At 55.1% G+C, this 22,032-nt stretch carries 23 protein-coding genes, 1 other RNA gene and 1 other annotated feature; of the genes, 18 read left to right on the top strand and 6 right to left on the bottom strand.

The genetic code is table 11. The features are described from left to right. The 3 genes from HCR03_RS10250 (at position 1) to ruvX (ending at position 2,154) form a co-directional block, all read left to right on the top strand. Positions 1 to 912, top strand: coding sequence for a dihydroorotate dehydrogenase (locus tag HCR03_RS10250; protein ID WP_187034179.1), 912 nt, complete (start codon positions 1 to 3; stop codon positions 910 to 912). A 136-nt stretch (positions 913 to 1,048) separates the two neighbouring features. Then, positions 1,049 to 1,723 carry a histidine phosphatase family protein gene (locus tag HCR03_RS10245; protein WP_187034178.1) on the top strand — a complete coding sequence of 225 codons (675 nt, stop codon included), beginning with the start codon at positions 1,049 to 1,051 and terminating at the stop codon, positions 1,721 to 1,723. Continuing rightward, a complete protein-coding gene (gene ruvX, locus HCR03_RS10240) occupies positions 1,720 to 2,154 on the top strand; it encodes a Holliday junction resolvase RuvX (protein ID WP_187034177.1) in 435 nt (144 codons plus the stop codon). Before HCR03_RS10245 ends, ruvX begins: the two co-directional genes overlap by 4 nt. 50 nt (positions 2,155 to 2,204) lie before the next feature. On the opposite strand, the gene HCR03_RS10235 is transcribed toward ruvX, so the two are convergent. From HCR03_RS10235 to HCR03_RS10225, 3 genes are all read right to left on the bottom strand, one after another. After that, positions 2,205 to 3,098 carry a DegV family protein gene (locus HCR03_RS10235; RefSeq protein WP_187034176.1) on the bottom strand — a complete coding sequence of 298 codons (894 nt, stop codon included), beginning with the start codon at positions 3,096 to 3,098 and terminating at the stop codon, positions 2,205 to 2,207. A 138-nt stretch (positions 3,099 to 3,236) separates the two neighbouring features. Further along, a non-coding RNA gene (ssrS, locus tag HCR03_RS10230) (6S RNA) lies at positions 3,237 to 3,425 on the bottom strand. Positions 3,426 to 3,432: 7 nt separating this feature from the next. Beyond that, the gene (locus tag HCR03_RS10225) at positions 3,433 to 3,798 is read right to left on the bottom strand and encodes a DUF1292 domain-containing protein (protein WP_228724941.1); all 366 of its coding nucleotides are present in this window, start codon (positions 3,796 to 3,798) and stop codon (positions 3,433 to 3,435) included. A 728-nt stretch (positions 3,799 to 4,526) separates the two neighbouring features. Next, positions 4,527 to 4,781, top strand: a binding site (T-box leader). Between the two features lie 89 nt (positions 4,782 to 4,870). Here HCR03_RS10225 and HCR03_RS10220 point away from each other — a divergent pair. The 4 genes from HCR03_RS10220 to HCR03_RS10210 all read left to right on the top strand — a co-directional run bounded on the left by HCR03_RS10220 (position 4,871) and on the right by HCR03_RS10210 (position 7,142). After that, entirely contained in the window at positions 4,871 to 5,830 is a 960-nt protein-coding gene (locus tag HCR03_RS10220) for a bile acid:sodium symporter family protein (RefSeq protein WP_187034175.1), read from the top strand. Positions 5,831 to 5,930: 100 nt separating this feature from the next. Further along, complete coding sequence (locus tag HCR03_RS10215) at positions 5,931 to 6,293, top strand: HTH domain-containing protein (protein WP_330600996.1); 363 nt, start codon at positions 5,931 to 5,933, stop codon at positions 6,291 to 6,293. Beyond that, a complete protein-coding gene (locus HCR03_RS20310; protein WP_330600995.1) occupies positions 6,229 to 6,456 on the top strand; it encodes a 3H domain-containing protein in 228 nt (75 codons plus the stop codon). Before HCR03_RS10215 ends, HCR03_RS20310 begins: the two co-directional genes overlap by 65 nt. A 110-nt stretch (positions 6,457 to 6,566) precedes the next feature. After that, positions 6,567 to 7,142, top strand: a complete 576-nt coding sequence (locus HCR03_RS10210) for a hypothetical protein (RefSeq protein ID WP_187034174.1) — start codon at positions 6,567 to 6,569, stop codon at positions 7,140 to 7,142. A 170-nt stretch (positions 7,143 to 7,312) separates the two neighbouring features. Here HCR03_RS10210 and HCR03_RS10205 read toward each other — a convergent pair whose 3' ends face one another. Further along, positions 7,313 to 8,191 carry a DegV family protein gene (locus HCR03_RS10205; RefSeq protein ID WP_187034173.1) on the bottom strand — a complete coding sequence of 293 codons (879 nt, stop codon included), beginning with the start codon at positions 8,189 to 8,191 and terminating at the stop codon, positions 7,313 to 7,315. A 202-nt stretch (positions 8,192 to 8,393) separates the two neighbouring features. On the opposite strand from HCR03_RS10205, the gene HCR03_RS10200 reads away from it, so the two are divergent. From HCR03_RS10200 to HCR03_RS10190, 3 genes are all read left to right on the top strand, one after another. Beyond that, positions 8,394 to 10,004 (top strand): peptide chain release factor 3, encoded by a 1,611-nt coding sequence (locus HCR03_RS10200; protein ID WP_187034172.1) that lies wholly within the window; start codon positions 8,394 to 8,396, stop codon positions 10,002 to 10,004. Positions 10,005 to 10,818: 814 nt separating this feature from the next. After that, entirely contained in the window at positions 10,819 to 11,364 is a 546-nt protein-coding gene (locus HCR03_RS10195) for a glutathione peroxidase (protein ID WP_066650311.1), read from the top strand. 21 nt (positions 11,365 to 11,385) lie between these two features. After that, the gene (locus tag HCR03_RS10190; RefSeq protein ID WP_228724940.1) at positions 11,386 to 12,324 is read left to right on the top strand and encodes an NAD(P)/FAD-dependent oxidoreductase; all 939 of its coding nucleotides are present in this window, start codon (positions 11,386 to 11,388) and stop codon (positions 12,322 to 12,324) included. A 55-nt stretch (positions 12,325 to 12,379) separates the two neighbouring features. Here HCR03_RS10190 and HCR03_RS10185 read toward each other — a convergent pair whose 3' ends face one another. Beyond that, positions 12,380 to 13,243, bottom strand: coding sequence for a patatin-like phospholipase family protein (locus tag HCR03_RS10185; RefSeq protein ID WP_187034171.1), 864 nt, complete (start codon positions 13,241 to 13,243; stop codon positions 12,380 to 12,382). 149 nt (positions 13,244 to 13,392) lie between these two features. On the opposite strand from HCR03_RS10185, the gene HCR03_RS20215 reads away from it, so the two are divergent. The 8 genes from HCR03_RS20215 (at position 13,393) to HCR03_RS10145 (ending at position 21,725) form a co-directional block, all read left to right on the top strand. Beyond that, on the top strand, positions 13,393 to 14,076 hold the full coding sequence (locus HCR03_RS20215) for a lytic transglycosylase domain-containing protein (RefSeq protein WP_276529909.1): 684 nt from the start codon (positions 13,393 to 13,395) through the stop codon (positions 14,074 to 14,076). Between the two features lie 68 nt (positions 14,077 to 14,144). Next, positions 14,145 to 14,837, top strand: a complete 693-nt coding sequence (locus tag HCR03_RS10175) for a response regulator transcription factor (protein WP_066650317.1) — start codon at positions 14,145 to 14,147, stop codon at positions 14,835 to 14,837. Continuing rightward, positions 14,827 to 16,242: a HAMP domain-containing sensor histidine kinase gene (locus HCR03_RS10170; RefSeq protein ID WP_187034170.1), complete on the top strand. Its 1,416-nt coding sequence runs from the start codon at positions 14,827 to 14,829 to the stop codon at positions 16,240 to 16,242. Before HCR03_RS10175 ends, HCR03_RS10170 begins: the two co-directional genes overlap by 11 nt. Before the next feature lie 116 nt (positions 16,243 to 16,358). Further along, positions 16,359 to 18,194, top strand: coding sequence for an efflux RND transporter periplasmic adaptor subunit (locus HCR03_RS10165; protein ID WP_187034169.1), 1,836 nt, complete (start codon positions 16,359 to 16,361; stop codon positions 18,192 to 18,194). Further along, positions 18,191 to 19,594, top strand: a complete 1,404-nt coding sequence (locus HCR03_RS10160) for an ABC transporter permease (protein ID WP_228724939.1) — start codon at positions 18,191 to 18,193, stop codon at positions 19,592 to 19,594. Before HCR03_RS10165 ends, HCR03_RS10160 begins: the two co-directional genes overlap by 4 nt. 15 nt (positions 19,595 to 19,609) lie before the next feature. Continuing rightward, positions 19,610 to 20,329, top strand: a complete 720-nt coding sequence (locus tag HCR03_RS10155) for a hypothetical protein (protein WP_187034168.1) — start codon at positions 19,610 to 19,612, stop codon at positions 20,327 to 20,329. A 15-nt stretch (positions 20,330 to 20,344) separates the two neighbouring features. Beyond that, positions 20,345 to 21,043: an ABC transporter ATP-binding protein gene (locus HCR03_RS10150; RefSeq protein WP_066650324.1), complete on the top strand. Its 699-nt coding sequence runs from the start codon at positions 20,345 to 20,347 to the stop codon at positions 21,041 to 21,043. A gap of 28 nt (positions 21,044 to 21,071) precedes the next feature. After that, positions 21,072 to 21,725, top strand: a complete 654-nt coding sequence (locus HCR03_RS10145; RefSeq protein ID WP_166525171.1) for a pilus assembly protein N-terminal domain-containing protein — start codon at positions 21,072 to 21,074, stop codon at positions 21,723 to 21,725. A gap of 9 nt (positions 21,726 to 21,734) precedes the next feature. Here the strand turns inward: HCR03_RS10145 and HCR03_RS10140 are convergent, their stop codons facing one another. After that, a complete protein-coding gene (locus tag HCR03_RS10140; protein ID WP_187034167.1) occupies positions 21,735 to 22,013 on the bottom strand; it encodes a hypothetical protein in 279 nt (92 codons plus the stop codon). Positions 22,014 to 22,032: the final 19 nt, after the last annotated feature.

Here is a 22,032-nt window from a genome sequence, read left to right as displayed (position 1 = left end):
ATGGCGGATTTACGGGTGAATATTGCGGGCGTAACGTTCGGCAATCCGCTGATCGCGGCCTCCGGCACATTCGGCTTCGGCAGGGAATTCGCACAGTTCTATCCGCTTTCCACGCTTGGAGGCGTCGCCTGCAAGGGCCTGACGCTCCGGGAGCGGGCCGGCAACCCGCCGCCGCGCATCGCCGAAACGCCGGGCGGGATGCTGAACTCCGTCGGGCTGCAAAACCCGGGCGTCGAGCATTTTATCCGGGAAGATCTGCCGTGGCTGCGGGAACAGGGCACTGCGGTGATCGCGAATATTGCAGGAAACACGCCGGAGGAGTACTGCAAAATGGCGGAGCGCCTTTCGGAAGCCGAGGTCGACATGGTCGAGCTGAACATCTCCTGCCCGAACGTGAAGCAGGGCGGCGCGGCCTTCGGAACGTCGTGTGAAAGCGCGGCGGCGGTTACGGCGGCGGTTCGAAGGTACTGCAAAAAGCCGCTGATGGTCAAGCTTTCCCCGAACGTCACGGACATCGGGGAAATCGCCGTGGCGGTCGAGGGCGCGGGAGCGGACGCGCTGTCGATGATCAACACGCTGACCGGCATGCGCATCGACCTTCGCACCCGCCGCCCGATTCTGAAAAACAACACGGGCGGCCTTTCCGGCCCGGCGCTGCTGCCGGTCGCCCTGCGGATGGTCTGGCAGGCAAGCTCCCGCGTGAAAATCCCGATCGTGGGCCTCGGAGGCATTTCAACCTGGCAGGATGCGGTGGAAATGCTGCTGGCGGGTGCGTCCGCCGTGCAGATCGGCACCGTCCTGTTTTCCGATCCCTACGCGCCGGTTAAAATTCTGAAGGGGCTGGAAGCTTACCTGAATCAGAATGAAATTCCGGCGGTTTCGGAGCTGACCGGGAAGGTGAAGCCATGGTAGAGAAAAAGGAAAACTGTCCGTGCCCGCGCCTTAAATGCGGGCGGCACGGCGATTGTGAGGCGTGCAGAAAGCACCATCACAGGCCGGGAAATCCGCCGTACTGTGAAAGAAAGAAAAAAACGGAGGGAAAAATAAATTGACAAGATTGGTATTCGTCCGCCACTGCGAGGCGGAGGGGAACACAAAGGGCGTCCTTCAGGGGCGCACGGACTGCGACGTAAGCGGAAACAGCGCGGTTCAGCTGGAGCTGGTTTCCATGCGCCTGCGCAACGAGCCGTTCGTCGCCATGTACTCCAGCCCGCTCAAACGCGCGTTCAAGACGGCGCAGGCAATCAACCGTTACCACAATCTTCCGATTCAGGTGGACAAGCGCCTTTCGGAAATCGACGTTGGGGTCTGGGAAGGGCGTTCCTGGGCGGAAATTGAGCGCGAGGATTCCCCGATGGTCGCCGTTTGGAACGAATTTCCCGGAAAGTTCCACGCGGAGGGCGGGGAATCGATGCGGGAGGTTTACGACCGCATGTGGACGGCCGCATTGGAAATCGCCGGGGCTAATCCGGGAAAAACCGTCTGCGTCGTTTCCCACGGGTGCGCGATCCGGAACTTGTTGTGCCACGCTCTGGGCTGGCCGGTCGACCGGGTCGGGGAGATCGGCTGGTGCGACAACACGGCCGTCAGCGTGGTGGATTTCGACGACGAGCTGAGGGCGAAGGTGGTTAAAATGAACGACGCCTCCCATATTCCGCCGGAGCTTTCCGTCTACCGCAGAAACGGGCGGGACCTGTCGGACGCCAAGGCGGTCGCGCCGTGAAGATTCTTGCCGTCGACCTCGGAATGGCGCGAACCGGGCTGGCTGTGTGCGACGAGGGCGAGGTGCTGGCCTCGCCGGTCCGCGTGGTGGCTCAGCGGAACCGGGAGCGGCTGGCCGAAGCCGTCGCGCGCGAAGCGGCTGCCCTTGCGGTCGGACAGATCGTTGTGGGGCTGCCGCGCAACATGGACGGATCGGAGGGCGAGAGCGCCCAAAACGCCAGAAAGTTTGCGGAGCTGTTGAAGGCGCAAAGCGGTCTGCCGGTCGAGCTTTGGGATGAGCGCGGAACAACGATCACCGCGCACGGGTATCTGAATGACACGGATACGCGCGGGAAAAAGCGGAAAGCGGTCATTGACGCCGTCGCGGCTACGGTGATTTTACAGGATTACCTTTCTTTTCGCAAAAATCAAAAGAACGGAAAGCGCCCGTAACCCCGTGAACGGGGCGGGAAGCTTTCCGTTTTTCTGTTTTGCGCCGCTTTTTACTGCTTTTGCTGCTCGTATTCCCGGTCCTGCCCCAGGTAGAACAGCGCGACGGTTCCGGTTCCCGTGTGCGCGCCGATGACCGGCCCGATCGGTGCCGTTTCGATCTGCGTAACGCCGAGCCGCCTTTTGACTTCGGAAGCGACATATTCGCAGCCCTCCGGCGAATCGCTGTGGCTGATAAAAATCATCTGTTTGTCGGGCTCGATGCAGGTCTTTTCCATATGGCCCACCAACGTGTCCAGCGACTGCTTGCGCCCGCGGATTTTTTCCATGAGGATGATATGCCCCTGATCGTCAAAGTGCATGACGGGCTTGATGCCGAGCATGGTTCCGACCAGAGCGGAAGCGCCGGAAATTCTTCCTCCGCGTTTTAAATGGTTCAGGTCGTCGACCGTGAACCAGTGGTGCATGCGGTTGCGGTTCTGCTCCATCCAGCTTCGCACTTCCTCCAGGGAAGCGCCGCCGCGCTTCATCATCGCGGCGTGGTACACCAGCAGGCCCTCCCCCATGGAAGCCGCCAGCGTGTCCGCCGTTGCAATTCTGCGCTGCGGATACTTTGACGCTAATTCCTTCGCCGCGATGACGGAATTATTGTAGGTTCCGCTCAGACCGGAGGAAAAACCGAGGTAGAGAACGTCCTGTCCGGCGGCAAGATACGGCTCGAAGGTTTCCGTGAAGGTGGCAATGCTGATCTGATTGGTCGTGGAAGTCTCACCCGCTGCGATTCTCCGGTAAAACTCATGGGAGGAGAGATCGCGTTCGTCCGGATAATCCAGCAGGGAATCGTCCCCGATCGTGAAGCTCATGGGGATGACGGTAAGGTCCAGCCTGTCTGTCTGCTCTTGAGTCAAATCGGTATTGGAATCCGTTATAATTCTGTAATCGCTCATTTCATCGGAACCCCTTTCCGGAATTGATGTTGTCATTTCGAACACATTATACCTTTAATTGTCATTTTTGTCCATAAAATGATGGACAAAAAGAAAAAAAGCCCCTGAAATTCAGGGACAATCCATTTTATAAAATATAAAAGACCCGCCTGGCCGTAACGTGCTGAATAACCTGCTACCAGTAGCAGGTGGGTGCCCGCCCGACGGCTTCGCACTCCCTTCGTCCGGCAAAAGCCGGGAGGTCTGAAGTCCGCCGCCGGAGCCGAAGCTCCCGATTCATAATTGTAGGGTTATTTCTGCACAAATCCGCGCACCAGGCAGGATACAAACAAAATCAGTCTTCGATATTATTCTCATCCTCCGGCAAATCGCCGTCGGAATCGTCGTCTTCATCGCTGTACAGCTCCTCAAACCGGCTTTCAAACTGTTCCGCGAGCCGGTCAAGCAGAGCTTCGTCATCCACCTCTGCGAGCTGCTGTTCACCGTTTTCTTCTATAGATTCAAAAATATAATAGGTTCCTTCTGCGTCGATTTTATCCTGAGGGTCACTGAGAACGGGCAGCAAAGCGTAAAAGCAACCGTCGTCGTTGTCGATGACATCCAGTATTTCAAACTCATGCTCATTGCCTTCATCGTCCACCAGGGTCAGGATATCAGGGCCGAATTCGTCTTGCATCAGGGAACTCTCCTTACGATTCATTTCTGTTTTCTCGTCGTTATCATTCTACGCTGATAGGGCCGACAAGTCAACAGGAAAATTATACGAGTAAAAATTATACTAAAAATTTTTTGATATTTTTAAAAAATATATTGACTTATACCACAATAGTCTTTATAATATAAATGTAAGGAAAAGGGAAAACAAAGATCGATGCGGTTTCCCATTTGCGGCCGGGGCTGCGAGAGAAAGGGAAACAAAGGAAGCGCATCGAAAAGAAACGAACTTTTCTGCTGAGAAGGGAGTGAGTCCAATGGGCAGGGATGAGGACCGGCAGACAGCGCAGCCGTCGTTCGTTGGGCGGGGACTTTCAGAAAATCAAGGAAAGGAATGAAGCGGATAACGGCCTATTGCAGGAACGGATTTTTGCCCGGCCGGCGCACCGCAGGTTACTTTCACAGCTGATTCGGGCTTCGAAATGAAGCTTTCTTCCGGGACAGAATGACAAGGCGGCTCAGTGAAAAACGCATGTGGGCTCGGACCGGAGAAACATTTAATTGGTGATTCCGATGTATTGATTTGGGGAGTTTTTTCCCGCGGCAAAACCGGTTTCTGGCGAATCGGTTTTCTGCCGGGACGAAAGACAAGACAATTCACACAGTTTATATTGCAGGGCTCCGGCGGATACCGCCGGAGCCCTCGTTAAGTTTTCGGGAAAACTTCTTGACAAATCTGAAACGGTCGTTTATAGTTAAGAAAAACACGGATAGACAAATGCGATGATTGGGAAAAGTAGCGTGCTTTCTCCGCGGAAGAGAATTGCCGGTCGGTGCGAGGCATGGCGGGGACCGCGTGAAATATCACCCATAAGCATTCATCTGAAGGGCCTTTCGGCCTGCGTAGGAGCGAACGGCCGGCAGCCGTTACCTTGCCGGGCATTGAAAACGATGCCTAACGAGCGGCCGTCCCGAAGGACGGCAAGAAGAGTGGTACCGCAGAAGCTTTTCAGGGCTTTTGCCTCTTTGGAGGCAAAAGCCCTTTTTGCGTCTGTGCGGCAGATTCCGCAGATCATGCGCGGTTGTCTCGATGTGTTCAAATTTTGGAGGGAAGAATTATGAATGCTTTGAAAAAACTGAGTGACCTTGCCGGAAAGTACATGGCGGTTCTTTCGCTGGCCGTCGCCGTTGTCGCCCTGCTTTCCCCGCGTTCCTTTACCTGGGCTGCTCCTCACATCACGCTGCTGCTGGGAGTCGTGATGTTCGGGATGGGCTTAACGCTCAAGTTTTCTGATTTCAGAGAAGTTTTCCGCAGACCGAAGGATGTTTTCGCAGGCTTTCTGTTCCAGTTTACGGTCATGCCGCTTGTCGCGTTCGCGCTGGCAAAGCTTTTTCAGCTGCCCGCCGACCTGGCGGTCGGCGTGATATTGGTCGGCACCTGTCCGGGCGGCACTTCTTCCAACGTCATGACTTATCTCGCCAAGGGCGACGTGGCCCTTTCCGTCAGCATGACCATGGTTTCCACCGCCGCCGCTCCGCTGATAACGCCGCTGCTGACCTGGTGGCTGGCCGGAACCTGGGTTTCGGTGTCGTTCTGGTCGATGTTTCTTTCCATCTGCAAGGTTGTTCTGCTTCCGATTGTACTCGGGCTGATGGTCCATAGGCTGTTCGGAGACAAAGTTACCGCGTTCAACGATGTTCTGCCGCTGGTTTCCGTAACCGCCATCGCGCTGATCATCGGGGCCGTCGTTGGCGGGAACGCCGCGAAGATCATGACAAGCGGCCTTTTGGTCTGCCTGGTTGTGATTCTTCATAATATGTGCGGCTACGGCCTTGGCTTTCTCGGTGCGAAGCTGTTTGGGATGGACGCCGCGAAGCGCAACGCCGTGGCGATTGAGGTCGGCATGCAGAACTCCGGGCTTGCCGTCACCCTTGCCGCCGCGCATTTTTCACCGGCCGCCGCGATTCCTGGCGCGATCTTCAGTGTGTGGCACAATTTTTCCGGTTCGATCGTCGCGAATCTGATGGCGAATCATATGAGGAAAATCTCCGCCCTGAAAAAATCCCTGGCAGAATAATACGGACGTTTTATGAACGGCGCTTCGATCACCCCCTTGCGGGGGTGATTTTTTTAAGCGTTTATGGTATGATAATCGGAAAGAAAGGGTGTGGTCGGCAGTGAATCCAACACAACGTCGGGAACAGATTCTTAAAATTTTAAAGAGCGGCGATTCGCCCGTCAGCGCGGGGGTACTGGCCGGAGAACTGAATGTCAGCCGGCAGGTCATCGTGGGGGATATCGCGCTTTTGCGCGCGGCGAATCAGCCGATCACCGCAACGCCCAGGGGCTACCTCCTGGAAAGCGGAGAGGTTCGGCCGGGCGAGCTGCTGCGGACCGTTGCCTGCAGGCATGACCGGGAAGGCATCGCCCGCGAGCTGTATGCCGCCGTGGACAACGGCTGCGGGGGTGCTCGACGTGATTGTGGAACACGCCGTTTACGGCCAGATTTCCGGACGGCTTCAGATTTTTTCGCGGTTTGACGCGGACGATTTTGTACGGAAGCTGGAGAAAAGCCGGTCGCTTCCCTTATGCGATCTGACGGGCGGGGTGCATCTTCACACCATCTCCTGCCCGAACGAAGACGCGTACCGGCGTGTTTTGGAAAAGCTGAAACAGGAAAATATTTTGTTTGAACGGGAATAATTGAGAGTCGGGGCTTGACTTTTTTCATTCTCCTGCTAGAATAGTCTTAACAGGTGTAAAGACATATGAAATGACATATCCCGAATGGGAGTCTGAGGAGAGTGATCATTATGAACCGCAAAAATGCCATGCAGAACATCCAGACCATGACGATCGCGGCTTTGCTGTGCGCCGTGGGAATCGTCATTCCCATGACCTTTCCAAAAATCGTGATTGGGCCGGCTTCGTTCACTTTAGCCAGCCATGTGCCGATTTTTCTGGCGATGTTTATCTCGCCGGGGGTCGCCGTGGCGGTCACTCTTGGGACGACGCTCGGATTCTTCCTGTCGGGGCTTCCGCTGGTCATTACGCTGCGCGCGCTGAGCCACATCATTTTTGTTGTGATCGGCTCCGTCATGCTGCAGAAGAGGCCGGCTGCGATGATTTTTTCGGCGAAGACTTTCCTGTTCGGCCTTTTTCTGGGCGTGATCCATGCCGCGAGTGAAGTGGTTGTGGTTACGTTTTTCTACTTCGGCGGCCGGCTTTCCAGTGCGGTTTACTCCAGCGGTTATGTCATGTTTGCGCTGCTGCTGATCGGACTCGGCGGCTTGATCCACAGCATGGTCGATTTCGGAATTTCCGTCGCCGCGTGGAAGCCGGTTTCCAGAGTGATCCGAATTCCGGTCAGCGCGAGGGCGAAGGGGTAAAACGCCGCCAGAGCTCTTGCCGATCGGTATGAAGTCAGCGTGGATTATCTGCTGGAGCGCACGGAAGAGAAGCGGCCCTATCGGCGAAGGCGAATCGGGAAAGGCAAAATTGAATCCATAGGGAAGAACGCACCCTGAGCGGCTTTGAAAACCGGTCGGGGTGCGTTTTACTATTTTTTCATAAAAATAATTCCCAGTGTTCCGGGGCCGCAGTGGGTGCAGACCGTGCTGTTGGCTTCGGTTTCGATGACCTCTTCAAACTTTGCCAGCCTGCCGATCTGCTTGAGGATGGATTCCGTCACACGGGGAGGCAGTTTTGAATGCGTGACGAAAATCCGCCGCAAATCGATGTCCGCGCGGCCCTGCAAACGGTCCGATACATAGGAGGTCAGGCATTTTTCAAGATTTCCGCGGTATTTTTTTCCGACTTTCATCGCGCCGTCGCGAACCTCGATACAGGGCTTGAGAGAAAGCAGATTTGCGCCGAGCGCGGCGACGGCGGAACAGCGGCCGCCTTTATGCAGGTAACTCAGCGTATCGATGACAAAGCTGGTTTCAACCTTCGGAATCAGCTCCGTGACGGCACGCGCGATATGGTCGGCGTCGAGGCCCGACGCGGCCAGCTCCGCGGCGCGCACGGCGAGGTGACCGATTCCCGTGGAGAGGTTGGCGGTGTCGATCACGCGGACGTTTCCAAGCTCTTCGGCGGCAATAACCGCGTTCTGGTAGCATGCGGACATGGAGCTGCTGATGGTAAAATGGAGAATGCTTCTGCCGGCAAGTTTGTACGGCAGAAACCGGTCCAGATAATCCTTGACCGTAACGGCCGACGTTTTCGGGAGCTTTCCGGTCTTCCGGACATAGTCGTACAGGTCGTCCGGCGAAATTTCAAATTTATCGCGGTAAGACTTGTTCCCCAGCGCAACGTACAGGGGAATCAGGTCGATATCATACTTTTCCAAAACGGCGTCGGAAAGGTCGCACGTACTGTCCGCCGTGATTTTCACCTGACGCGAAGGATTGATGCTGTTGCTGTTAAGTTCGTTCATTGTTTTCCTCCAAGCCTGTCATAGCAGGATAAACTTATTTTATCATGTTGCGGGGCGGTTTTCAATGGGTGGCGCGCCGGAGAGCCGCGGGGGAAAACGGACGGGACCGTCCTGATTTCGAAAATATTTTGCCGTACCATTTGATTATTTACCCGGAAAGTCTTAAAATAAGAATACTATTGTACAGGCTGGAGGAACTAGATTGTCTGACTTTCAAAGCGAGATCGGCAGAAGAAGGACTTTTGCAATCATCTCACACCCCGACGCGGGCAAAACCACTCTGACGGAAAAGCTGCTGCTGTACGGCGGGGCGATCGCTCTTGCCGGTTCCGTCAAGGGAAAAAAAGCGCAGCGGCACGCGGTTTCCGACTGGATGGAAATTGAAAAGCAAAGGGGAATTTCCGTTACCTCTTCCGTGATGCAGTTTCAGTATGACGGATGCTGCATCAATATTCTGGATACCCCGGGCCACGAGGATTTTTCGGAGGACACCTACCGCACGCTGATGGCGGCGGACTCCGCCGTGATGGTGCTGGACGCATCCAAAGGCGTCGAGCGGCAGACCAGAAAGCTGTTTAAGGTCTGCACTTTGCGGCATATCCCGATCATCACGTTTATCAACAAAATGGACCGCGCCGCGCGCGACCCGTTCGAGCTGATGGAGGAAATCGAAAATCTTCTCGGTATCCGCACCTGCCCGGTCAACTGGCCGATCGGCTCCGGAAAGGAATTTCAGGGCGTTTACGACAGGGAATCGAAAAAGATTTTGATTTTCCACGCGAACAGCGACGCGGTTTTTGAATCCAAAGAAGTTAAATCAACCGAAGTTTCGCTTGACGACCCGCATCTGGAATCCGCCATCGGCGCGGATTTTGCCGCGAAGCTGAGGGACGACGTGGAGCTGCTCGACGGAGCGGGCGACGGGTTTGACCTGGAGGCAGTCCGGGAGGGAAAGCTGTCGCCGGTGTTTTTCGGCTCCGCGCTGACAAATTTCGGCGTGGAACCCTTTTTAAAGGAATTTTTGCAGATGACGACGGCGCCGCTGCCGCGCAACTCGGATTCCGGCGTAGTCAATCCGTTCGACCCGGATTTTTCGGCGTTCGTCTTTAAGATTCAGGCGAACATGAACAAAGCGCACCGCGACCGCATCGCGTTTATCCGCATCTGTTCCGGCAAGTTCGAAAAGGGAATGGAAGTATTCCACGTGCAGGGCGGGCGCAAGGTCAAGCTCGCGCAGCCGCAGCATTTGATGGCGCAGGACCGCGAGGTGATCGAGGAAGCGTATGCCGGCGACATCATCGGCCTGTTCGACCCCGGCATCTTTTCCATCGGGGACACACTCTGCGCGGCGGACAAACCGTTCCGGTTCGAGGGAATTCCGACCTTTGCCCCGGAGCATTTCTCCCGCGTGCAGCAGGCGGACACCATGAAGCGCAAGCAGTTTGTCAAGGGAATGACCCAGATTGCCCAGGAGGGCGCCATTCAGATTTTCCACGAGCCGGATTCCGGTCTGGAGGAAGTCGTGGTCGGCGTGGTGGGAACCCTTCAGTTCGACGTTCTGCAGTACCGGCTGAAAAACGAATATAATGTGGAAATCCGCATGTCGTCCCTGCCTTATGAGGAAATCCGCTGGATCGAAAGTGCGGAGCTCGATCTGAAAACGCTCGACCTGACCAGCGACACCAAGCGCGTGCAGGATGTGCGCGGAAACAATCTGCTGCTGTTTTGCAACAACTGGAGCATCCAGTGGGCGCTTGACCACAACAGGGGGCTCAGGCTTTCCGAGTTCGGCGGCACCGACTTCGAGCGCTAGGCGGCAAGTTGCTGAGCCTAACGGCCCGCGGCCGGCCGATCTGCCTGGTGCGACGGAACAAAGCCGCTCTCAAGAGAATGAAAACATCCGCCATCGGTTTTCCGAAGGCGGATGTTTTTCTTTCGTAAAAAGGCTATTTCGATTTTTTGAAGTAGGCTTCATACACACAAATGCAAAACCTCATAAATATGGTGTTGGATAAGAGCGGACTTTAAACTAAAATATCTTTACTGTAATTAACACTGCGGGTGGCCTGATGAAAGCTTTTAATCTCCTTTTTGGGAATTGCTTTTATTATTCTAAATGATAATTATCTTAAAGTCAACTTGATAACAAAAGGAAAGATTGATGAAAAAACAGAAAGATATTTTGAATGAGAAGTCTCTTTGACAAGCTGCAATAGAGATAACTATTTATTTTTTTAGAAATTAGAAATGCTCTCAGCAAGGGATAGGATTCTTTCATTTTGATGGACGATTGAGTTCCCGAAGCATGTACTTTATTTTACTATAAGGGGAATTTATTGAAAATAATACGAATAGGAATCGAACCGGGGGGAATTCTCTGGAAAATTGTCAGGAAGCATGATAGGGACAGCTTTGCGTGGAGGCGTTCCGACACCATGCCGGTAAGCCCCAGAAAAGAGGAATTGACCGTAAGATCAAAGAGCCGGGACTTCAACCAGTGGGGAAGAGCACTTCTATTTTAAAAATAATAATTATTACTATTTACAAGCCGCCTTTCTTGTGGTATAGTAAGAACAGAAACAGGAAAACAATAACAATCAATTCCATAAATGAAAGGTTGGAGTAAAATGAGCCTGTACGATTTTAAAATGAAAAACATCAAAGGAGAGGAGGTATCCCTTTCCGATTATAAGGGCAAACTGGTTCTGGCGGTCAACACCGCGAGCAAATGCGGTTTTACTCCGCAGTACGAAGGATTGGAAAAGCTCTATCAAAAATATAAGGATCAGGGCCTTGTGATTCTCGGCTTCCCGTGCAACCAGTTTCTGGAACAGGACCCCGGCAGCAACGACGAGATATCCTCGTTCTGCAAAGTGAATTACGGCGTAACCTTTCCGCTTTTTTCAAAAATCGACGTGAACGGCCCGAAAGCCGATCCGCTTTACACCTGGTTAAAGGGGAAAGCGGCATTTCAGGGGTTTGAGCTTTCAAAGGAAATGGGAAAGGTTATCTACGGCGTGATCAAAGAGCATTATCCCGAGAACCTGACCGGCGACGGAATTAAGTGGAACTTTACCAAGTTTCTGATCGGCCGCGACGGAGAGAGCGTGCGCCGGTTTGAGCCGACCGTGACTCCGGAGGAACTGGAATCCGTTGTAAAAGCCGCTCTGTGACGGGAGCGGAAAGCAGAATAAATGGAAAGCGGGGATACGGATTTGTTGTATGATGTGTTGATTTCGGGCGGCGGACCGGCGGGGATGACCGCCGCCATCTATGCGGCGCGTTCGGGGCTTTCCACGCTCCTGCTGACGGGACCGGCACAGGGCGGGCAGGTCGCATACACCAACGTTGTGGAAAACTATCCGGGCTTTCCGGTGATTTACGGAACCGACCTGGCGCGGAAGCTTTCGGAGCATGTTCAGTCCGCCGGTGTGCAAACGGCGGCGGAAAGCGCCGGGAAACTGGAACTTTCGGGCGCGGTGAAGACGATTCGTACGGCGGAACACGATTTTTCGGCGAAAACCGTGATTCTGGCGCAGGGGTCGGAACGCCGGAAACTGAATATTCCGGGCGAACAGGAGTTTACCGGACGGGGCGTTTCCTATTGCGCGACCTGCGACGGCAATTTTTTCCGGAACCGCACGGTGGCGGTGGTCGGCGGCGGCAACACGGCGGTCGGCGACGCCATCGAGCTTTCAGAATTATGTAAACGTGTGATTCTGGTGAACCGAAGCGATCAGCTCCGCGCAATGGAATATCTGGTCGAACGCGCGAAGGAACACGAAAACGTCGAGTTTTTGTATGGTTACGAATCCGTCGAAATTCAGGGGTCGCAAAAGGTGGAACATCTGGTTTTGAAGAAACGGAGCAGCGGGGAACAGAAAATCCTGGATTTGGACGGCGTGTTTGTGGCAATCGGGATTTTGCCGAATACACAGCTGCTCAAAGGGGTTCTGCCGTTAAAGGACGGTTTTGTTGAGGCTCCGGAAACCTGCGAAACACCGCTCCCCGGCGTGTTCGCGGCCGGCGACCTGAGAAAAAAAGAGCTGTACCAGATTGTCACGGCAATCTCCGACGGCGCGAACGCCGCGCATTCCGCGCTTTTGTACCTGCAGAATCATCCGCACGAATAAAAGTTATAAATTATAAAAAAGGAGCTGTAAAGAGCAGCTTCTTTTTTTGATACGCTTATGCGAACAGGCTCCGGATGCGCGGCATCGCCCGTTGGGCGGCGCGGTATCCGGCTTCCATGCACATGGGCATCTGTGAAAGGTTCAGCAGGCCGTCGGTTTCCGGAAGATCGGGGTCGAGGATCATCTTTTCCCCGCGCGTAACGCATTCGCGCAGGCGTGTTTCCATAATCGCGAGAGAATGCGAGGCAACCTCAATTAGGCTGAGGTTTTTCGGCATCTCGTAATCCTCCGACACATCCACGGCAAGCACGTTTCGTTCCCCCGCCGCGAGGAGCAGGTCGATGGGAAGAACATCCGTCACGCCGCCGTCCACCAGACACATGCAGTCGATAATCTTGGGGCGGAACACAGCGGGCACTGCGGAGGTGGCGCGCATCGCATCCGAAAACCGCATCCGATCCGTCCAGCGCACGCGGCGGATCGGGCGAACCCCTTTCAGTGTGTTGGTGCAGGCGATCGTGCTGCCGGAGCATAGGTCAACGCTGGGAATCACGATCCGCATGTGGGATTCGGACAGAAATTTCCCTTCGGTCAGCCGGTACAGGTACCGTTCCAGCCGGTTCCCTTTCAGCAGTCCCGAAAATCCGGAAGTTCTGCGGAACAGCAAATTCGGGATCAGGGAAGCGAGTCCCGTCAGGTCCGGATCAAAAAACGACGGACCGGATTGCGACAGTTCCAGAACAATTTTTTTCAGCCGGGCGGCAGAGACGCCGGCGGCATAAAGCCCCGCAACAATCCCTCCCGCGCTGGTACCCGCCGCGGATTCCGGCCGGAGGCCGTTTTCCTCCAGCGCGAGCAATACGCCGACATGGGCCGCGCCCCGGATCCCGCCCCCGGCCAAAGCGATTCCGAAAGACATTTTGTTTCTCCCTCCGTCCTCTAATCCCTGTTCAATACTATGAGGGAAAACATCTTTCGGTGAAAACACACTTTCTGAGCGGAATCGTTGATTTTTTCCAAAAATTCAGGTATGATATAAAAATAAAGAATCAGAAGGGGGAGACTCCGTTGAAAATAGAAGCGGTCGCTTCGGCACAGTATCAGGCGCCTCAGACAGCTAAGGCGGGCGCCGCGGCGGGTGGGTTCGCCGCAGCGCTGAAAAGCGCGGTGAGCCAAAGCGTCGGGCAGAATCTGGATGATATTTTTCAGCGTGCGGCCGACGCGTACGGCGTACCGGAAAATCTGCTCAAAGCGGTTGCAAAGGCGGAATCCGGCTTTCAGGCCGACGCGGTGTCAAGCTGCGGCGCGCAGGGAATCATGCAGCTGATGCCCTCGACGGCGAAATCGCTGGGGGTTTCGGATGCGTTTGACCCGGAGCAGAACATTATGGGCGGGGCCAAGTACCTCGGCTCTCTGCTTGGAAAATACAGCGACCCGAAGCTGGCGCTCGCGGCCTATAACGCGGGAAGCGGAAACGTGGAAAAATACGGCGGGATTCCGCCGTTTCGTGAAACGCGGAATTACGTGGAAAAAGTTCTGTCCTATGCGGGCGGGGATGTTTCCGTTCCGGCCGCCGCGGGGGAATCCGGCATTGCGCCAGGCGGTTCCGGCACGCAGTCCGTTTCGTTTACCACGGAGGATTACAGCCGGTTTTTGCAGCTGTTCGCGCAGGAGCTTCTGCAGCGTTCGCTTTCCCTTCCGGACGGTGAAGACGAGGCGGAACAGAATTATTTTCTCACACAATTTTCATAGTCGTTTTATATCTTCCTCATAATTTCCCTGTAAGCTGAATAAAAAGGATCGGAAAGCGGGGAAGGATTATGGCGCAGAACAAGGTTCTGATCATAGACGATGACCGGAACAGCGTCCGGTTTCTGCAGCTGGAGCTGGAACACGAGGGATATTTAGTTGAAAAGGAATACGACGGGCTGCGGGGACTGCAGCGTGCCACGCAGGAGAATTTTGATTTAATCCTGCTGGACATCATGCTGCCCGGTCTGGACGGGATGGAGGTTCTGCAGAAATTCCGCAGGGTTTCGGAGACTCCCGTCATTATGCTGACCGCAAAGGACGCCGTAAGCGACAAGGTGCTGGGCCTCGACGGCGGCGCCGACGATTACCTGACCAAACCGTTCGCGATTGAAGAACTGCTTGCCCGCATGCGCGCGGCGCTGAAAAAGAACGGCGCGGCCGACGGCGACAGAAAGAAAATCCTTTCCATCGGGCAGCTCAGCGTGGACCGCTCCACCCGGGAGGTCAGCTATGCCGGTCAGCCGATTCAGCTGACAAAACGGGAATTCGATCTGCTGTGCTACCTGATGGAGAACCACGACATTGTCTGTTCAAGGGACAAGCTGATGGAGAAGGTCTGGGAATACGATTTCAGCGGTGAAACCAATCTGGTGGATGTTTATATCCGCTATCTTCGCAATAAGATCGACTACCGGTTCCATCTTGAACTGATTCGCACCATACGGGGCGTGGGGTATATCATAAAGACCTATGAAACTTAAATTTTTACACCGCCGCGGCACAGAGGGGAAAAGAATTCGGATTCCGTTTGCCTTTAAGACCGCGGCGGTTTACACGCTGCTTTTCAGCCTGATTCTGGTCGGGGTGGTGGTCGGCCTGACCAGCGCTTACACAACCGTTGCGGTGCGCTCCCAGAATCTGGACAGGCTCGCCTCGTTTGTGGCCGGGCGTTTCGAACGGCCCAAAGCGCCCGGCGGCCTCAACGCCGACACCGGTTCCCGTCCCTCTGGGTTTACCGACGACCCGGAAACGGGCCTTGACAGCTTTGCCGAGGCGAACCGGATTTATGTCGAAATCAAGGACAACGACACGGGCGTCGTCGTTTCTTACGGCGAAAAAAGCATCAATGTCGCTGGGCACATGGATACCATAAGAAGAGTCAATTCGCCCTCGCGGCACCTGATGGTCCGGGTGGTCAGCAGTGACAGTCCGGGCCCGGCGGGGCTTTCCGTCGGCGCTTTTATCGCGCTGATCCTGCTTCTTCTTTTAATTTCCTCCGTGTTCGGCGGACTGATGATTCGCAAGATGCTTCGGCCTGTTTACGATATGACCCGTACGGCGCGGTCGATTACGGCAAAAGACCTGAGCAAGCGGATCGATACGGTGGATTCCCACGACGAGTTCCGCGAGCTTGCCGAAACTTTCAATGGAATGCTGGACCGGATTCAGGAGTCGTATGAAAAGCAGAACCGGTTTGTGTCCGATGCTTCCCATGAGCTGCGCACGCCGCTTTCCGTCGTTTCCGGCTACGCCAATCTGCTGCGGCGCTGGGGCAGCGGCAGCCCCGATGTGCTGGAAGAATCCGTGGAAAAAATCATTGAGGAAACGGGAAATATGCAGCAGCTGGTCGACCGGCTGCTCTTCCTTGCCCGAGCGGACCGGAAAACCCAGCATGTCAGGTTCGAACGCTTCAGCGTAACCGACATGATGCGCGAGGTCGCGGAAGAAACCCGGATGATTGACGAGGAACACCGGCTGACGGAAAATATGGAAGAGGGTGTCTTCCTGACCGCGGACTACGCGCTTTTAAAACAGGCAATGCGCGCGATTGTGGACAACAGCATGAAATACACGCCGCCGGAGGGAGCTATCTCAATTTCCTGCCGGGAACAAAACGGACTTGTTGAGCTGGAAGTCGCCGATACCGGCATTGGAATTTCAGAAAAGGACCTTCCCCACATTTTCGACCGCTTTTACAAGGCGGATGAAGCAAGGACGCGAGGCAAGGGTTCCTCCGGGCTGGGCCTTTCCATTGCCAAATGGATTGTGGAGCGGCACAGGGGAGAAATCCGTGTAAGCAGCAGACCGGGAAACGGGACAAAATTCACCGTTTGCCTGCCGAAACTAGCAGGCCCCTGTCAGGGAGAGCAGAAAGCCGAACCGTAACGGTTCGGCTTTTTTCATGCTTTTCTCATTTGCATTTCAATCTTTACTCATATTCTTCCAGTAACATTAGAAATAAATTCCAGTATTAGGGATCGGAAGAATCGGAGGTTCTGTTGATGCAGGGGAAAATAGGAACGGTGAAAGATTTTGCAAAACTTCACAAGCGGATTGCCATCCTTGTGACAGTCGGAGTCGTGGCGGCGGTAGGAATTCTGATCGCGATTTTTATGATATGGAAGGGGAAATCCGCAAAAACGGAACCGTCTTACCGGGAATACACCGTTGCGGACGGAAACGTCACGGTCGGCACGACGGAATCCGGAACGGTTGCCCTGGATGATGAGACCGTCTCGCTCCCAGTCGATGTAAAAATCACCTCTGTTCTGGTCAAATCCGGCACGACGGTGAAAAAGGGAGACCCCATTCTTCAGCTTGATATGGACAGCGTGGCCGACGGAAGCGCGGATACAAGGGAAAAGCTGGAGGAGGCCAAGGTGTCCCTCCAGTCCGCGATCAACGACCAGCAGGCGAAGCTGGAAACTGCAAAAATCACTTATGATTCGAACAAATATCTTGCAACCTCCGCGCCGATTACGGAGGAACTGGCGGAGGCGGAAATCGCGCACAATATCTCGTCCGCGCAGACAACGCTGAAGAATGACCAGAAAAGCCTGAACGAATACAAGGAGCTGCAAAAAAGCTGGCCGGCTGATAACGAAAAGCTGCAGAAGCTAAAAAAATGGATGGATGACGCCGAAAGCTGTAAAACAAGCTATGAAACGCAGCTGAGCAACTATGAGGACGACAACAGCAGCGTCATCAGCACCTATACCAGCCTGAAATCCACTGTGGATACCGACGAGCAGAAATATCTTGCCGCGAAAAGGGGCGATACGACCATCGACGGCTATGACGCGGACGAGTGGGATGATATTCTGGACGAGGACCGCGACGCGTTCGACGCATACAACGACTCCATTGCCAACACGATTATCACGCAGCAGAAAGCGCTGGAGGACAAAGTTGCGCAGTATACCGCGGAATATAACAATTACTCCTCCGCTTACAGCGATTATAAGGAAACGTTTGATGAGAAATACAAGTCAAGCAGTTCGGAAATGTCGCAGACGGAGATCGACGATAAGGTGGCTTCTCTGGAAGCGACGGTTGAGAACGACCGGTACAATCTGGAGAAAGCGCAGAAAAGCGCGGAAATCTCGTCCGTTGCCGCCAGACAGACGGAAGAAACGGACCTGAATACCGCGAACAATGCCGCCGCGACTTATCAACTGACCGTCAGCCAGCTGAAAGAGGCGGTTACGGTGGCTCAGAATTCCTATGACAAGCTGCAGCGGCAGATGGACGAGATCAACAGCGCTCTTTCCAACAACGGGATTGTAGCCAGTCCCTGCGACGGCGTGGTTGCAAGCGTTTCCTATACGGGCGGCGAAAGCGTTACGGCGAACGATACCGTCATGACCATCTCCGGGAACGACTCCGTCTCCGTTTCCGTATCGGTTTCCGAGGACGACATCACCAGTGTCAGTGTGGGGCAGGAGGCTTCCATCAGCCTTTCCGCCTATGACGGGCAGACGCTCGGCGCGGAGGTCGACAGCATTACGGCGCAACCGGCGCGCAGCGGTTCCTCTTCCGTCACCTATACCGTCGTGGTAAAAAGCACCGAAAAGGTTTCAGACATCGGAACGGTTTACGACGGAATGAGCGGCGAGGCCACGGTGATTCAGCACGAAGCCAAGAATGTTCTGTATGTCAGCAACAGGGCCGTGACCTTTCGGGACGGCGTTTCAAGCGTGCTTGTGAAAAACGCGGACGGAAGCACTTCGAAAAAGACGGTGAAAACAGGTTTTTCGGACGGAACCTATGTGGAAATCACCAGCGGACTTGAGAAGGGAGAGACCGTTCTGGCGGAAAGCACGGTGAGCGGGAAATGACAAAGCAGAAACTATCCATGGGCCAAATGCGCATCGGCGAAATTATGCACCTGGTCTGGATCAACATTATGGAAAGCAAATTTAAGGTTTTTCTGACTTCCCTGGGCGTCATCGTCGGTTCCGCAACCATTATTCTGGTTATTGCCGTCGGCCACGGCGGCGAGGTGGAAGTGCAGAACGAATATAAAACCCTGAACGCGGGTTCGATCAATGTGGCCGCCAGCACCGAGGCTCAGATGCAGGATCAGATGATGGGCGGCTTTGGCGGCGGATTCCCCGGCGGGGGTATGCCGGGCGGTATGCCGGGCGGGACGCCGGGCGGAGCAAACGGAAACCGCAGCGGCGGCACCCGAAGAAGCGGGGGAAGCGGAGGCTTCGGAGGCTTCGGCGGGATGGGGGGCGGCGGTACCGGCGGCAAAGCGGTTACGCTGACCGAGTCCGATGAACAGGATATTGCGTCCCTGGTGTCCGGCTTATCAAGCGTATCCATTTACACGACGGGCACCAGCTCCGTAGACGGCGGAGACCTGACGGAAGAGACCGACGAAACGGTGGCCGGCGTGGGAAGCGAATATCAGGAGATGTGCAATCTTGATCTTCTTGAGGGCGAGTTTATCACCGACGAGGATAACGAAGACAAGAGCAAGGTGGCCGTCATCGGCTACACGCTCGCGCAGACGATCTTCGGAAGCGCGTACTCCGCGTATGGCGACAGCGTCTCAATCGAAGGGAAAAAGTACGAAATTGTGGGAGTTCTCAACGAAATGGGCTCGGTCTCTTCTGGGACCAGCCCGGATGATTCCATTTTCGTTCCGTATCAGACGGCGGCAAAGTATATTTATGGGAAGAGCGCCGACCCTCAGATTATGGCCATTGCGTCCGACGTGAACTCGGTCTCCGATAAGATTACGGAAATCAAAGCCGTTTTAATGGAGAATCATTCCAATGTCAAGGAGAACGCCTTTAACGTTACCGACGCCGGCAGTACGCTGGAGTCCGCGACCTCTTCCGCGAAAACGCTGTCCATGCTGCTGATGATTGTGGCGGCAATCGTCTTTATTGTCGGCGGGATCGGAATCATGAATGTCATGTTCGTTTCCGTGAAGGAGCGAACGCAGGAAATCGGCATTCTGAAAGCGCTGGGAAGCTCCAAACGGGTGATTTTGCTGCAGTTTTTGCTGGAAGCCACCTTTATCAGCGTTTTCGGCGGGCTGCTGGGCGTGCTTTCCGGCTTCGCGCTGATTCCGCTTGTGCGCCTCAGCGGCATGACGGTGGAGCCTGTCGCGGCCAGCGCGGTCTATTCCATGATCTTTGCGGTCGGAACGGGGACGATCTTTGGATTTTACCCGGCATGGAAGGCGGCCGCCCTGATGCCCATTGAAGCCCTGACACAGGAATAGGAGGAATGATTTTCCATGAAATTTCAAAATAAATTTTGCGCCGTTCTTTGCGCCGCGTTACTGTTGGTTTCCCTCGCGGCCTGTTCCAAGGCGGGCGGCGCCGACAGCGTTGAGACTGGAAAAATGTCCAAGGACAGCTCTTCACAGACTCAGATCGTCGGTAAAGTGACGTCGGTTGTCGGGAACCAGGTGACGCTTGCGATCGGCACCCTCAGCGGCTCCGGAGAGAAAAGCGGTTCGGCGCGGTCCGGGTCGTCCGGTTCGGGAGAAAGAAAGAGGAGCGGCAGTTCCGCGTCGAGCCGGGAAAGCTCATCAAGCTCCGCGCCTTCGTCCGCGGAGCCCTCCTCTTCTTCGTCGGCTTCATCGAAAGCGGAAGGAACGTCTTCGGGCCTGATCACTTTGACCGGTGAAACGCAGACCGTGCTGATTCCGGTCGGCCTGTCCCTTACCATGGGAGGAACAAAAAGCGGGGCATCGAGCGGCGGCACGGGGAATTCCCAGAGCGAAGCAAAGGGAGGCGCACCGACCGGGGGAGGGGAACTCCCCGGTCGGTCCGACTCAACGCCGGGCGGCAAGTCCGGGTCTGCTCAGGGCGCGGGGACCGCGATGACGACCCAAAGGACGCGGGATTTTTCCAGCATTACGAAAGGAATGATCCTGCAGATTACGGAAAAAACGCTCAGCGACGGAACGCAGGGAATTGTAAAGGTTGCGGTTCTGTCGGAATCGGCCTGAAAAGGAGGGACGGCTTTGGAACAGGTCATTCAAATGCAGAAGATCAGAAAGTTTTACAATCAGGGTGAAAACCGGCTGGAAGTCCTCAAAGGGATCTCTCTGGAGGTTCTGGAAGGCGAGTATCTTGCGATTTTAGGGCCTTCCGGCTCCGGAAAAAGCACGCTGATGAATATCATCGGATGTATGGACCGGTTTCAGGAGGGAGAATATTGGCTGACGGAATCGTTTGTAAACAAAATGAATGACGCACAGCTTACGATTCTTCGAAACCAGCAGATCGGGTTTATTTTTCAGAAATATCATCTGATTCAGAAGTACACCGTTCTTCAGAACACGATGATTCCGCTTCTGATCCGCGGAATGTCCCGAAAGGAGGCGGAAAGCCTTTCGATGGAGAAGCTGGAATTGCTCGGCATGAAGGAACGCGCCGACCACAAACCGAACGAGCTGTCCGGCGGGCAGCAGCAGCGCACCGCCATTGCGCGCGCGCTGGTCGGTTCCCCAAAGCTTCTGCTTGCCGACGAACCGACCGGCGCGCTGGACCGTTCGACGGGAGAAGAGGTGCTCAGGCTGTTTCAGCAGCTGAACGAAATGGGCAATACGATCGTCATGATCACGCACGACCTGCATGTCGCCAAAAGCGCCAAGCGAATTGTCAAGATTATTGACGGCGAGCTTTTTGAAGGCGACGAGGCGGATGTCGCGCTGGCATAAGACCGAAAAACAGAGAGGAGTGCTTAAGATGAATCTGGCGCGAACCGGAGCCCTGAAAAAAATCATCCCGATGACAGCCGCGGTACTGATCGTCACTTTTGTAATTGCGACATGGGCTGTGACCACTGCTTTCGCTACAACGACGGAAAGCGCGGTTTCCACTGTGAATCTTTCAAATGTGACGCTGGCGGCAAACACCAGCTATATTTCCGACAGCTATTTCGGGGTTCTGCATCTGAGCGTGGCGGACGACACCGTCGCCTGCGCTTCGATCGACAGCAAAAACCATGTGGTCGTCACGGCGGTGAGCGCCGGGTCTACCACGGTCAGCTTCTGGTATAAAAAATCGGTGAACGGCAACTGGGTTTCCGCCGTGATGCCGGTCGCCGTTTCGGGTACTTCCGGTGTGGCGAAGACGATCTCTGTCAATCAGGTCGGGCTGGTGTTCCCTCAGCAGACTGTCAGCCTGAACGTCGGCTCAGACAATACAATGAGCGGAATCACCCTGAACGGCGCGTCCGTCAACGCCTCCACGCTGCTGTGGATTTCCTCGTCCGACTCCGTTGCCGCCGTGGACCGGGATTCCGGTAAAATCCACGCGGTTGCTTCGGGCACGGCGACGGTTTACGCGATTGACCCCCTTTCCAACAGTTGTGCCAGCGTGACGGTGATTGTGAGCTGAAACGGCACTTCAGGAAAGGCTGCGAGACCGCCTGCCCGGGACCGGGATAATTGAAGCGCGGGCGTGCCGCAATTCCCCGCGTGCAGGGGCCCGGGCGGACACTCCCGCCCGGGCGAACGCATCGTTTACGATGCGGCTCAGAACGTCCAGGTACTCCCGCGGGTTCTGAAGGGCCCAGCTCTGTCCCACAGGGCAGTGACCGGACCATGACCCCGGAGGATAGGCGAAAACGGAGGCGGCGATCTCCTCTTCCGTTTTCGCGTCCGCCAGCAGCGGCCGTCCCGACAAAAGAGCCGAAGTCCACTCC

The sequence above is a fragment of the Caproicibacter fermentans genome (genome assembly GCF_014303955.1).
GTDB lineage: Bacteria > Bacillota > Clostridia > Oscillospirales > Acutalibacteraceae > Caproicibacter > Caproicibacter fermentans.
This window is presented reverse-complemented; position numbering and strand designations above follow the sequence as displayed.